Raw genomic sequence first — 13407 nt, 5'->3', positions numbered from 1 at the left:
CGTAAACCCTCCTATTTGCCATGGATCACAAGTCCGTATTTACTGAAAATCCACGATTTGCTCAAATCGTGAATTGCATCATGGCTTATACGCACAGAAGGCTTTTGCTCCCTCATAGCATCTGCGTCATGCGCCGAGAAGCGAAGTGGCTTTGTCATTTTTTTAATAAAGCCCGTTATTTCATCGAAAAACGTATAGGTTAACGGCTTATGGTCCCGGATATCCTCATAGATATAATACTTCCCTTTTTCATCTTCCAAATCAATTTGAAAGCCTTTAGGAAATGAAAGCAAGATACACGGCAGTTCATCCTCTGCCCATTGTCCGCCATATGGAAAATGGACACCTTCATTTCTCGCAAAAAATCCGGAGCTTTCCTTATCAGACGTAACAGAAATGGAATAAACAAAGAAGGGGTGATAATCATTCCTTTTTTCCTCTGCCGTAAAATACTGATAAAATGTCTGATACGCCTCATACACCTGATTCTGATCATGCTCTGCCCTGGCATAATTGGTTAGATGAAATTGCGCTTGCTTATGTTCAAAAAGCTTCAAAACGCTTTTAAACTCTTCCGGCCTTATGAAGAATTTAAGTTTATAAAATCCGCTGTTCTTTAATTTGTCCATTTCCGGTTCACCACCCCTCTTCATCATCTCGATCTAAAGCAAGGAAGCGTGCCTATACCGCTCATGTATTTTCAAAATTCATATTTCTCAAATCGTTTTCTGAGAGTTTCTTCGTGCGGTATCCATTCCGAATCACTCCATAAAGACATTCTTACGAGTTCCGACAGCTTATCTACGGCTTGTGCCGGACTGGTCATGCTAATCAAGTCGTCAAAATCCTCATTACGGATATCCAACGCTTTCCGCAAGTAGTCATCATTAAGACGCTCTTCTTTGAGTTGTTCATATTCATCCCTCGTCCACTGCTCACAAAAAATTCTTTCGGCCCCAATGTCTCCATTCTCGAAAAACGACAACTCGAATATTTCCTCATTCATATATGAAGCGGTCATCACTGGCTCATCGATAAGCCGGGATAACGTTTTGCCGATCTCCTTCACCGTACCCCATACAAAATAGTCGTGGAGCACGCTGATCCAGTTCTCGTTGCTTTTGCTTACGTACATGACATCTTTGATCTCTTGAGCCTCATTATTTGACTTGCCTAATACATTGCCATGCGCTTCGCTCAGCTCTCTTAATGCTTTGACAGTCTTCTCAAGGTTTTCCGACTTGATATGCAAATTTGCGAATGATCTTCCCACGTGATGGCCTCCTCTAATCGCTTTCTTACTCAGCGTGATTCTTATTTATATCCTATAGATTGGTTCTATGTATGTCTCTTATTTCCATTATAGTGATCGTTTGTCCTGAGTCTACCTATTTTCACCCGAATTTTGGAAATGACCTTTGCCGGGGTAGAGATATAGCCTTGTCCGTTCAGCACAATCTCCAGCTCTTTCCCTGCGCGCTTCAACCGAACGGTCAACTAGAACGAATCTGCGGATTGTTGATGGAATAGTGATATTCCCGTTGTTCGATCAACCCTACTTTGGGCAGTTATCGACTCGCTGTTTCGATGATCCAGTCGGTCAATTCCTTGATTTGTCTTTTCACGGCGATCGGGTCGCGGTACCAGGATTGGTTCTCCGTCCATAAAAATACCCGATTATTGCGAATCGGCTCTAGCGACCCCCAGATCGGATCAGCCTGCAGCGATTCCAAGCTGGCTTCCGTCGTCAGAATCAAATAATCACCCATGTACTCCGGAAGTTTCTCCAGGGAAAATTTGTGGTAGGATTCCTTCAGCATATATCCGGGAACCGCCGTCGGCGGCTTCAGCCCCATTATTTCATACATCAGCCGGCCGCCCCGCCCCGACTTCGGACCAAAAAGGCTCACGTTTTTATCGTACTCTTGCATAATCGAAAGCGTCTCTCCTTCGGGAACGGCTTGTTGGACTTTCTTCCGAATGTCTGCAATTTCCTTCTCGAATTGTTCGTTCCATCTCTCCGCTTCCTCGCGTCTATCCAGCAAGTCGCCGAAATACAGCATTTCTTCCTGAATGGATGCAAACTGATTGTAAGGAACAGATACCGTAGGTGCGATCTTCTGATATTTTTCGACTATCTCAGGCCGTGGATTATGCGTTATGATTAAATCCGGATTCATCTCCAGCAGCTTCTCGAACGAGTCGCCTACATCCGTCACGACGTTCAGCATTCCCTCGAGATATGGACTCGACATCAAGAACGATTCGGATGCGATCGGCTGGACATCCAGCGCAAGTACGGTGCCGAGATAAGAAATTGCCGCTACGCGCCGAGGATGTGCAGGAACCTCGACATCGCCAAAAGCAGTCGTGACGATCTTGGTCTTCGAAGATGTCGAAGCCTCTGACTCTTGTGGGATCGCGGTTGGAGAAGCGCTGACGGCAACTTGGCTGTGCGTTGCGCCCCCGTTGTTCGCCGGCCCACCGCAAGCCGTTAACATCACGGTTAAGCATAACAGCATCACTGCATAAAAACTTCTGTTTGCTCTAATCATTTTATTCGCCCCATTCTGTTGAGATTGATAATCAATATCACTTACATGAAAAGGATAGCGCAATGATCGGCTTGGAACAACGGACGATTGTGACGTATTTCTTGCATAATCTGAAACGGACTGGCCGTATCTTTTACGATATTGACCCGGCGTCATGCCGGTATACTTTTTGAACATACGGCTGAAATAAATGAGATCGGGATAACCGACATGCGATGCTATTTCCTGTTGCGTTGCCATTGTGCCGGCCAACAGAGCCTTCGCATTTTCCATTCGGAAACGAATGACGTAGTCCAGCGGACTGAGCCCCGTCTGTTCTTTACATTTTCTCGAAATGTATTGTTGGCTATAATTCAATTGCCGCGCAAGCTCCTCAAACGAGATCGGCTGGCGGTAATTCCTGGACAAATACCGAATAACTTGCTCCGATAAGGATAGCTCGCCGGCTCCGAACAGGCGCTCCCTCAGAACAGCATGGACGAAGCGGATAAAATCTCCCTTGGCCGATAGTCGGGTCAATCCGTCGTCAGATTTAAGCCAACCGTCGTGTATCGTTTGCAGCAGCTCGAGCATGCCCAGCGGCTCGCCAGGCGAGAACCCCCAGCTTTCCAGAAACGGGCCGGGTTCCTGCATCATCATATGAAATTCGCGCGAGGCCGAAGCGGGGAGAGACGCTTTGTAGAGTACGATATATACGTTCAGCGCTCCTTGGCTCCGAACCGTCACCTGAGAGCCTTTGCCGGCGTGCAGTACATAAAAACGGTCGCACAGCCACACCTCATCGTTAACCCACAACTCACCTTGTCCTTGGAAAGCGAATAAAAACGCGCTGGCCGGCAATCGGTATTGATTCAAATCGTCGTCGATTCCGGCCTGCTTTAGCCGCACGTCCAGCACGCGCACCATCACCTGATTCCATATTTGTATAAGTCTCGGAACGTCCATAGCTGATTCGCAAGCTCCCTCTAAATTATCTAAAAGATAATCATTCTCAATTGAATCATGTTTCTAAACACAATAACGAATACGGCTGGCGCTGTCAACAAGGTGTTGCCGAATGAAGACAAGGATGCGAATAGCGAGGCATACGGCTGTTTTGCCGTAGTCTGGTTCAAAAACAAAAGACGCTTGTCCCGCAAACATATGTGTGGAAGTCAAGCGTCTATTAATGAATCGTGATGGCCCTTTCTTTGCTCTCTCAACTATCGTAATCATTAGCGTAATACTTAATTCTAAATCCAATCAGCAAAAACCATTCTTTAACATGGTGTGGACCGAATCGCGGATGGGGCACAGCATTTTCAACTGTTTTGCTCATTAAATGAAACAAAGCTCAATTCAATCAATCCACTTTCATAAAATATACACAGAAAGCCACCGTAGTAATCGGCGGCTTTATATCGATGATTCAACTATCGTTCCTCGTTAGCGTAATCTATTTATCCACTGCATCATTTCTGTGCGTTTCCACTGAATGATTCGTACCGTATAACTCATTTAAATGCTCGACATGAGCTACTCCCCAATCGTTTAGCGCCTGCAAAATGGTTGCCATACCTCTACCGTATTCTGTGATGGAGTATTCCACCTTGGGGGGAATTTGGCGATAGATCTCACGATGAACAATATCGTGATACTCCAATTCCCGTAATTGTTGGGTCAGCATTTTTTTGGTTATATCCGGTATCGCTTTTTGAAGTTCGCTAAATCTCATGGTTCCGTTTGAAAAAAGGCGAAGCAGAATAACCGGCTTCCATTTCCCAACAAGGATCTCCAACGCCGTCTCGAATTTACAAAAGGTAGACATGAATATACCCTCCACTTCTCTATTCGCCCTAGGTTTCTTTTTGTATACTACGTTTATTTTAAGTAACTACTTCCTAAAGCAACTTCTATAGCTTATTATGCACCTAGAGCTCAATAGACACAAGAGGAGGCGACTGAAGAAATAACCGTATGGATTATCGTTAGTTAGGTTGGGATATCAATAGATGAAAGTGATAAGGAGTTGGCGTAATTCATGAATGTCGTTTTATGGATCGTACAAGGGATATTAGCATTAGGATTTATTTATTCCGGTTGGTTGAAGGCGTTTCAGTATGAAGCAGCAAAAGCGTCTTGGACATGGGTGAGTGATGTTCCAAAAGCTCTCGTTTTCTTTATTGGTTTAGCGGAATTGCTTGGAGTAATAGGTTTAATTTTGCCTCAAGCCACTAAAATCGTCCCTGTTTTGACGCCGACTGCCGCGGCCGGACTTGCTGCAATCGTTCTTTTCGGTGCCTTATTCCATATTATGCGCGGCGAATATAGGCAAATTGTCGTGAACATCATTTTCTTAGCGTTTGCCCTATTTGTTGCGATTGGCCGTTTAAAGTGGATGCAGTCGTAACTCGATAAATGCGGACTTATTGACCTTAAATCAACCGCATTTTACGCCCCCTATCATAACGGCCTCTCCGTCAACTAACCATAAAGCGTCAGGTTTTATCATCTTTTTCGAAAATTGATTTAAGCAATCCATCCATCACTCAGGATATGGTTACATATTCTACCACATCTACTCAACTAATTTTTGTGATAACTATAAAATCAGGACCAAGACCGCTTTATTTTGTTCTAAATCTACATTGTAAATGTGCTAAGTAAAGACGGCCATACCGAGATTCTTTCACGGCAGGACGGACATACGGTTTCCCCCGCTAAATAACGCAGATGCCTAGCCAATGTTCGCTCTCCAATCGCTGCCGCCCGGTCCGCTAGTGCGCGTACTTCTTCATCTGCAAATGACGCTGCCGGAACGATTAGTTGTGATTCCTGGCCAGTGTGAAAAACGGGATCATGTTCATAGGCTTGAAGAATTCCGGCATGATCTTCATTAGGCCATATGTACACATCTTCCTCGCAGGCCGGACACACGGCCACATACTCATCACCGTTGCTAAACGTCATCAACATGTTGGCAGGGATATATGAGCCCCGATAAGCAGCATCCGCAACAAGAATGTAACGCTTCTCTATCTCATCTACGGAATGTTGGGCTGTATAGGCGAATACTTCCTTTGTAAGCACCCTGAGCTTGCCAACTGCCTCTACATATTCACGATACAATTCCGTACACACGGAGCTGCCTACATCCTCAGCTAGTTCAGCCCAAGATGCTGGGAATGGCGCCTCATCTCGCCCATCGCGGCTTGCCTCGATGATACCGCAATTGATAAACAGTTCTTTACGCACTTCCGCATCCGATGTGGAGCATGCTAGCTGCGCCAAAAACGGCATCGCCGCGTAGGTACCCGTATATATCGTATTTTGATGGAACAAAAACTCCTGAAAGAGTTCGTCAAAAACCTCCTGGCTATATTCCTGCATTAGCTGCTGCAATAACACAGGTACGTTGTCTGCAGAACTGTACGGTCCTGTCAGCTTTCCCCATACATTGCTATTCCACTTAAGCAAGCTTTCCCTCCGTTCCTAATCGCCAACTTCCCTTTCAATTAGGGAAAATAGTTTATTAAACGCACTGTCGAAAAAGAAAGAGAATTCCATTAATTCTTCCATGTTACCTGCCATCCATATGACTGAAGTTTAAAGTATTTTTTAAACTCAGCAACTACGGATTTTGCATTTTCCTCGGATGCTGCATGAAATATAGTTAAGCCGACTATATTACAGTCTGAAATTTCCTCCAACCCTTTAAGTCTTGATGCATCTACTCCAATCTGCTTTAGATTCATACAATTTTTGAATATTGTTAAATCTCCAACCGGATAAGTGAATTGCTTTAATTTCTTCAATTCTCTTATAACCTCTATATGTGATTCATCTATTGCGCAGCTATCCGTCTCAAAAAACGTTATATTCTTTAAACCTTTTAAGAATGATAAATGTGGTATTGTCACTTGTTTGAGCTCTAGTTTTATTAACTTGCTAAGGTTTGAAATATAAAGCAGGTCGCCAACCTCCATTTCTTCTAAACTTAGTTCCTTCAAATTTTTGATAGTTCCTATTAATCCGCTATCAATTGAGTTCATTCTACATAATCTTAAACTCTTTAATTTCTTTATATCTTTCAGTTTATGTATATCTTTTAATGGAAGTCCTATTAATGTTACCTGCCTTAACCCATCTAAAGAAACTAAGTACTCCAAATCAGACTCTTTAAAAGCTTCTGATCCTATCACAAGTTCTGCTAAAGAAGGCAACCGTTTAAGTACATCGAAATTAGTAATCTCATCCGCATGAATAATAAGTTCTTTAAGATTAACCATATGGGTTAAAATATCCAAAGATATTGCTCCGTATTTTTTAGCTTGATCGGCTCTAATGAATACCATTCTCTTTTTTGCCAATGTTTCTGAAGATACAAAACCACTCTCAACATCGTCTTTAAAATACTCTTCCCAAAATCCGCTTACAGGGATAAGGCTGTTCTCTTCGATATCCATTTTAGTCAAAGCCAAAATATCATCCAACAAACTTCCACTTTCACGGGATAATAGGATTACATCATCTTCTTCACTAATACCAATACTACTATTTCTGAGGCTCGAATCGATAAATTCAAAGAAATGTCCCAAACTTTCCGCAATAACATATGAAAAATCAGAATTGTGATCTATCGTTATAATTTGCCCATAAATCCCCTTTTCTCCGGGGTCTAAATCAATTGCCAAATATGAGCCTCCACCATCTTCAGCAAAAGGAATCCAGCCTTCTCTGTAGTTCCCATCTTTTATTACATCTGGCTTGCTGGATATAATATCGTAAGCTGATTCCAAAAGGGACTTCCAGTTGCTTACTATCGATTCAATGTTCATCCAACCAAGCCCAGCCATAACGCCAAAAATCTGCTCTCCTTCTCCATTAAAATTCATGTATAACTTTCTGAAATCTTCTGGAAATTTGCAGTTCATCATGCTCTCAAAAAGGTTTATTTCTGATTCCTCAACTGCTGGATTCAGTAAATCCTCAACGTTTGGTATATACGATTTTAATGTCTCAATAAAAAAACACTCGTCTTTTTCATTAAATAATGACATATATTAGCCCCCATTCTACAGAGTCATAATAGTATTGTTATTTAGCAATATCGTATCATGAATTTGTAAATATTGTTGTTTTAAGTCATATAAAAACCCCTAAGAGTCCTCTTAGGGGTTAATTTTATCTCTATATAAATTTCATTCACAACTAAACCAGGGGTTGTAGTTTAAAGCAACTTAATCAGCTCTTCTAGCTCATCAACCAATACTTTTGCAAGTTCAAAATCAGTATCTTTTAAAGCCAATTCTATTTTCATTTCAACTGATTTTTTATTTTGTTCAGCTTCTAAATAGTCTCTATCAAAATGACTCGCATAAATCATCTTTCTAAATTTTCGCATACTCATTTTTCTAATCGTCTTATCGTCAATGATTAAAACATAATCCATCCCATTTACAACAGAATAGAAATCATGAGAAATCATGAGAATCGCACCTTTATAGTCTTCAATAGCTTTCTCCAGTGCTATCTGTGTATAGGTGTCTAAATGGCTTGTCGGTTCATCAAGAAGCAATACGTTTGCTTTACTGGCAGAAACTTTAGCCAATTGAAGCATATTTTTTTCTCCACCAGATAAAGATTCTATCTTTTGATTAACGATTTCTCCTTCAAAGCCATAGTTTGAAATATACGATCTAATCTCATCATACGTTTCAAACCCCGCATCGATGAATTCTTCTAGTATTGTATTAGAATCCTTTAGCACTTCACCTTGATTCTGAGATAAATAAGCCACTTTAACATCCGCATTTATTTCAATTGAATCATGATTATTTGTAAAGATATCTCGGAGTAAAGTCGTCTTCCCGGTACCGTTTGAACCAATAATGGCTACTTTATCAGTAGATTTTATCTCAAAGTTAACATTGTCTAAAAGCAACTCATCAAAGCCAACACTATAATTATTGACATTTACAACAATGGTGTCTTCAATCTCATTTTCAATACCGAAACTAATATTCGGTTGTTTAATATCAACAAATGGCGCTTTAATTCTACGCGCTTCCAATCTTTCTTGAAACCTAACTCTAGCTTTTAACGCTCTCCCTCTAGATGCTTCTGAATTATACGTTGCGATAGCTCTAAGATTATCAATAATGTTATCGTATCTCTCAATTTCTTCTTGTTCAGCGACTGCGATTTCTTGCAACTCAATTTTTGTCTGAAGTAATGAGAAATTATACTCAATATACCGCCCATCAAACTCTTGGATCTCCATGTTTTCAAGGTGTAGAATTTTGTTGAAACAATGATTCAATAGATATCGGTTGTGCGTAACAACTAACAGCATTCCTTTGTGAGAATTAATAAGATTTTTAAGCGCATTTAGGTTTTCAAAATCTAAAAATACATCGGGTTCGTCCATAATCATTAAGTCTGGACTACTAAGCATTTCCTTCATCACTTGAATAAGTTTGAATTCCCCACCACTCAGGTCGGATACCCTAAGATCCTTTAGCTTCATGAGGTTGGCTAGATTTAATTTCTTATTAATGTTGCTTTCAAAATCAGCCCCACCGATTGAATCAAATGCGTCTAAAGCTAATTGATACTTTTCTAATAACGACTCAATATCCGATGATGTTTCCATTTCCGTACAAATCGATGTTATTTCATTTTGTATCTTAATAAACTCTTCCCCTATATATTCAAAAACTGTTGTTTTTTTAGTTTTGTCTAGTTGTGAGAATTGACTTACATGCCCAATTTTGCAAGTCGGGTCTATTTCTAACTTGCCCTCGAACAGATATCTTTCTGGATCCATCAGTATATCTATCAATGTACTTTTCCCACTGCCACTTGTTCCTATAAAAGCGCAATGTTGTGCCTCTTCAAGCGTAAATGAAATGTTTGTATATAGTTCTTTTTGCGGAAATGAGAAGGATAAGTTATCAACTTTTATCATAGTGTTACCTTTCTTTATAACTAAAATAGTGACTATTATTAGATGTATTGCAAAACATAGATTTTGAGTTTACCGTTGTTAGAGTAACACTGTTTACAATCAACTTCAATCCATTTGTATCCCATCCCTTGGGGGTCAAAGTTCCATGCTACCTCCTCAACTGTCCTCATAAAGCGCCGGAATGAACTCGACTTTGATCTCTGCCGGTTGTAAATGTACCTTATTCATCTTATCTCGCTCCTTGATCAAATAATGATAAGGCGTGCATACCTCCTTACGAATAGCCAACGGAATAGGTCGGCGAGCTTTTTGGCAGGCTGCAGAGGTGAGCTGAAAAGCCTTGTTGAATGCTCGTGTAAACGCCTTTTGTGATGATACGGTTCACCGTATCAACTATCAAGCGAAACTCAAGGGCTTCAATGCGACAAAAATACCCCCTCGATATACAAGGAGGCAATCAATTATATTGTTCATAGAGTTGGCGACACTCCTCAGAAGGCTAAGTCGAGTTCTTGGAGCAGCAATTTCGTATAATGCTCATAATAGTTTTGGAGGGACTGTCGATCTCCCATTTCACCGAATATATTCAGGAGCAGAAGAATTGACTCTTCTTCAAATTCATTGCGGGAAATCATTCTTTTCGCAATATGTGCTGCTTCTCTTAAGCGCTTCTTCTCCAGCAACCAAATATCGGGTTTGTTTATTTTTTCATCCCCCCGTATGATTTAGGAACTTACAAATTCAAAAAGTAACTTAATTTGAACATATTGAGGGGAAAAGAAATGTTATCTTGGGATATGGCTTTGAAGCAATGGAAGCGCTGGTGGCTATACGCACTAAGGGCTGGAGGAAATCAAGATGCGTGAGGCAGCGCGTGAACAGGCTATTACGACGGCCATCCTTGAGTTCATCCCAGAGGATCAGCACGATGCTGTGATTAAGGGGATGGAAACAGTTACGCGGGGATATTACGAATCCATTGGACTTGGTGAAGCCTATGCGCAGCAAGTGGCAATAGAGGCAATGAATTAACATTCGTGACGTGAAGGAGAACGCCTGTGATAGACGTTCTCCTTTAATTTGACACAAAGAATATATCCGCATATTAAGGCCAAAACCACTCCATCTCAGGAGTGACTGTTATTTAAACCTTTATTTCGCTTAAATCAAGTATGTATCTGATTTTCAACTGATGGTATGGATTGTCATTTGACAAATTAAACAAACATTTTTTTTGAAGTTTTTCTCCTTTCTTATTGGTAATTTCCACATCATATATCAAATCAAATTCAGATATTTTCCTATCAAATGTAAGCTTAAAAAAGTCAGCACCTCCTTGATTATAGTTAGATATAGTTGGATTTAACATTGTTTTGTTCATAATTTCTGTTTTCAACTGGCTTTCATTCTGCACGTTTTTCATACCTAATGCTTCTAAGTTAGAATTCTTATTCAAAATAAAATAGTCATTATACTCCTGCTTACTATCAATGCGAATAAATTTATAACTTGTTACATTTAAGTAATCCCTAACATGGGCAAATTTGTAACCGCTAGTATCCTCTACGTTTTGAATAGCTTTAATGTATTTTTCGACTACCTTTTGTGGATTATTTCCATTTTTTTGATCGTTCTTATTTTCACCTTGTTTATCATAAATAATTCTGTCACCCAGATAAAATAATTTATTGATTTCAAAGGTATGGAGCTCATTGTTAACTTCATCGGGGAAAGTGTTCAGAAACACAATATCTGGCATAAACCTATACATAAGTCTATTTAGTTCGCCCTTTTTATTCGAATCAATTGACCTTAAAAAATTCTTAAATCCATCTTCCTCCTCTGTTCCACTTTCGTTAAAAATCATTGTTTCACGCTGTGGGTCTTTTTTTATATACCCAAGATTATCTAGATAATTAAAATACATTTGTGAGAATTCAGAGCTAGAACTAAGTTGAAAGTGCGAGAACATATCGTTTTCTTTCTTATCGCTAAATAACTGAATAAATGTAACTCCAATTACTACTAGCAGTAGTATTAATCCGACAATGAAATAAACCTTTTTTTTCATAGTTAACTTCTTTCTTTCAAGACTTTGCATTATTCAACCTCCGGAATATCTCCATGCTTTTATAAAAGAATGGAAATTTGACTCATAACTACTTCATATGCCTTCAACATTGAGCTTTTGCCAGCATTGTTTGGCCGACTAAAACTGCAATTTCGTCCAAATCTATTGTTACAGGGTTGCTGCCTATACAACGATAGTTCTTAATAATCTTTCTTCTAAGTTTTGGACGACGTGCTTGAAACTATGAAAACGGGTCTTCAGTAACCTCTTGAGCCTTTATCTTAGGTAGCATTCACATCACTCCAATTGTTAAATTTTACTTATTTAATAGTATTATAGCACCACTTAAAGTGTCGTTCTACATGTTAATAGGACTATATGTCTAGACCAAACAAAACGCGTGTCCCAATACTAGGAAGCACGTCAAGGACATCAAGTCGCCCTCAATAAGAAACTTAGACCGCTCTTAAAGCTCGTCTAATTCATCAGCAACTGACTCCTAATTGTATAAACAGAAACAATGAAAATGTCTCGAAGTCCTTAAGGAGCCTGTAGCAATCGTCCATACTCCCAAAAATCATATTTGAATCATGATCGAAATTCATAACCACGGCAAATATTTTTTCGAACTGCTTATCTATCTCCGCAGTTCCGTAATGGTGTGTTAGTAAATTCCTCACTTCTAACCATTCAATTACCCTTTTATAATCAGTACTCTTGCTTATTTTTAATCTAAAAAGTGCATCAAGATAGTTGGCGACATTTCTAACCCCGTTCCCATGCACATCTTTATGTTTGAATAAAGGCCATCCTTTGTGGATGGCCTTCCTTTGATTTACTTTGTTTTCTTTCATTTTCGTTAGTGCAATACATTCACTCGAGTAAAAACTATTTTTTCTTCACCGGAATCCAAATCTCCCCAGTAAGATACCCTGTCGTTCCATAATACATTTCGAAGCTAGGGCCTTCAACCTGTTCGTACTCCGATGTCGGAAACCATTCGGAATAAATACGTCCCCATAACTTTATTAAATCACATTGCGGTTCTGGGAAAACCGCCCACGTTAATGCTGGAACAGAAAGTTTTGTAAATCTCTCCGGAATTTCAAGCCCTTTTGGCAAAAAATAACTCACCATGTATTTAAAAGATGTTCCAGTATGATCATATAAGGCGGCGTGCAAGATGGTGTTACTAAAGCGTCCCAGTAATCCATTCATCCCTTCAACACTGCCATCCACATCACATTGTTGACGGAATTGAGCAACTTCAGCATATACTTTTTGGGGATCGGAATTGACCAGACCATAAGCTCCGAACATCTCAAAAGGACCTTTTGATTCGATGCGATAATTCATTTCGACATCTCCTTTTATTGAAATATGAAAGGACATTCGAGGATAGGCTTTTAGAGAAGCACCTTTATCCCGCGCAGATATCGGTATTATCCCATGAAGATTCTTAAACGCCCGTGCAAACGCTTCTGGCGAATCATATCCATATTTCATAGCCACATCAATAACCTTTGCGTCCGTTGTCTGCAGTTCAAATGCTGCCAATGTCAACCGTCGACGTCGAATGTACTCAGATAACGTCACTCCAGTAATAAACGGAAACATTCGTTGAAAATGATATGTGGAGCAATAGGCCCTCTGCGCTATTTCATCATATGAGATATTGTCCGCTAGATTTGTTTCGATATATTCCAAGGCGCTATTCATCCTGTCCAACCAATCCATCGTTTTCCCTCCTTTCTAGATGAATTTTATGGCAGATACAAAATAATTACCTTGCATTTTCTGCACGAAAAAGTCAGTATGTCGAGGATCTCCTG

Annotated in this window: 11 protein-coding genes; 2 read left to right on the top strand and 9 right to left on the bottom strand. The window is 40.1% G+C overall.

The features are described 5' to 3' along the window. Positions 1-11: 11 nt before the first annotated feature. From AC58P5_RS19080 to AC58P5_RS19065, 4 genes are all read right to left on the bottom strand, one after another. Positions 12-629, bottom strand: coding sequence for a hypothetical protein (locus AC58P5_RS19080; RefSeq protein WP_497389278.1), 618 nt, complete (start codon positions 627-629; stop codon positions 12-14). 71 nt (positions 630-700) lie between these two features. Then, on the bottom strand, positions 701-1273 hold the full coding sequence (locus tag AC58P5_RS19075) for a hypothetical protein (RefSeq protein WP_497389276.1): 573 nt from the start codon (positions 1271-1273) through the stop codon (positions 701-703). Positions 1274-1568: 295 nt separating this feature from the next. Then, positions 1569-3461, bottom strand: coding sequence for an AraC family transcriptional regulator (locus AC58P5_RS19070; RefSeq protein WP_497389274.1), 1893 nt, complete (start codon positions 3459-3461; stop codon positions 1569-1571). Between the two features lie 529 nt (positions 3462-3990). Beyond that, positions 3991-4362: a winged helix-turn-helix transcriptional regulator gene (locus tag AC58P5_RS19065; protein ID WP_497389272.1), complete on the bottom strand. Its 372-nt coding sequence runs from the start codon at positions 4360-4362 to the stop codon at positions 3991-3993. 213 nt (positions 4363-4575) lie between these two features. On the opposite strand from AC58P5_RS19065, the gene AC58P5_RS19060 reads away from it, so the two are divergent. Beyond that, complete coding sequence (locus AC58P5_RS19060) at positions 4576-4944, top strand: DoxX family protein (RefSeq protein ID WP_497389270.1); 369 nt, start codon at positions 4576-4578, stop codon at positions 4942-4944. A gap of 233 nt (positions 4945-5177) precedes the next feature. Here the strand turns inward: AC58P5_RS19060 and AC58P5_RS19055 are convergent, their stop codons facing one another. The 3 genes from AC58P5_RS19055 to AC58P5_RS19045 form a co-directional block, all read right to left on the bottom strand. Next, positions 5178-6011 carry a hypothetical protein gene (locus tag AC58P5_RS19055; protein WP_497389268.1) on the bottom strand — a complete coding sequence of 278 codons (834 nt, stop codon included), beginning with the start codon at positions 6009-6011 and terminating at the stop codon, positions 5178-5180. Between the two features lie 89 nt (positions 6012-6100). Beyond that, on the bottom strand, positions 6101-7594 hold the full coding sequence (locus AC58P5_RS19050) for an SMI1/KNR4 family protein (protein ID WP_497389266.1): 1494 nt from the start codon (positions 7592-7594) through the stop codon (positions 6101-6103). A 170-nt stretch (positions 7595-7764) separates the two neighbouring features. Then, positions 7765-9504 (bottom strand): ABC-F family ATP-binding cassette domain-containing protein, encoded by a 1740-nt coding sequence (locus tag AC58P5_RS19045; RefSeq protein ID WP_497389264.1) that lies wholly within the window; start codon positions 9502-9504, stop codon positions 7765-7767. 858 nt (positions 9505-10362) lie between these two features. On the opposite strand from AC58P5_RS19045, the gene AC58P5_RS19040 reads away from it, so the two are divergent. Beyond that, entirely contained in the window at positions 10363-10536 is a 174-nt protein-coding gene (locus AC58P5_RS19040; RefSeq protein WP_497389262.1) for a hypothetical protein, read from the top strand. Between the two features lie 112 nt (positions 10537-10648). On the opposite strand, the gene AC58P5_RS19035 is transcribed toward AC58P5_RS19040, so the two are convergent. Together AC58P5_RS19035 and AC58P5_RS19030 are read right to left on the bottom strand one after the other, a co-directional pair. Further along, positions 10649-11605: a hypothetical protein gene (locus tag AC58P5_RS19035; RefSeq protein ID WP_497389260.1), complete on the bottom strand. Its 957-nt coding sequence runs from the start codon at positions 11603-11605 to the stop codon at positions 10649-10651. Between the two features lie 858 nt (positions 11606-12463). Then, a complete protein-coding gene (locus tag AC58P5_RS19030) occupies positions 12464-13312 on the bottom strand; it encodes an AraC family transcriptional regulator (protein WP_497389258.1) in 849 nt (282 codons plus the stop codon). Positions 13313-13407 lie beyond the last annotated feature (95 nt).

Source organism: Paenibacillus sp. JT31N7 (assembly GCF_059692095.1).
Note: the sequence above shows the minus strand (reverse complement) of the source record. Positions and strands in the feature narration are given on the sequence as shown.

What these genes read in the sequence shown, in the direction of transcription:
- AC58P5_RS19035 (WP_497389260.1), bottom strand. Translation starts at nt 11,605, where the DNA reads ATGCAAAGTCTTGAAAGAAAGAAGTTAACTATGAAAAAAAAGGTTTAT.
- AC58P5_RS19040 (WP_497389262.1), top strand. Translation starts at nt 10,363, where the DNA reads ATGCGTGAGGCAGCGCGTGAACAGGCTATTACGACGGCCATCCTTGAG.
- AC58P5_RS19070 (WP_497389274.1), bottom strand. Translation starts at nt 3,461, where the DNA reads ATGGTGCGCGTGCTGGACGTGCGGCTAAAGCAGGCCGGAATCGACGAC.
- AC58P5_RS19060 (WP_497389270.1), top strand. Translation starts at nt 4,576, where the DNA reads ATGAATGTCGTTTTATGGATCGTACAAGGGATATTAGCATTAGGATTT.
- AC58P5_RS19080 (WP_497389278.1), bottom strand. Translation starts at nt 629, where the DNA reads ATGGACAAATTAAAGAACAGCGGATTTTATAAACTTAAATTCTTCATA.
- AC58P5_RS19045 (WP_497389264.1), bottom strand. Translation starts at nt 9,504, where the DNA reads ATGATAAAAGTTGATAACTTATCCTTCTCATTTCCGCAAAAAGAACTA.
- AC58P5_RS19030 (WP_497389258.1), bottom strand. Translation starts at nt 13,312, where the DNA reads ATGGATTGGTTGGACAGGATGAATAGCGCCTTGGAATATATCGAAACA.
- AC58P5_RS19050 (WP_497389266.1), bottom strand. Translation starts at nt 7,594, where the DNA reads ATGTCATTATTTAATGAAAAAGACGAGTGTTTTTTTATTGAGACATTA.
- AC58P5_RS19065 (WP_497389272.1), bottom strand. Translation starts at nt 4,362, where the DNA reads ATGTCTACCTTTTGTAAATTCGAGACGGCGTTGGAGATCCTTGTTGGG.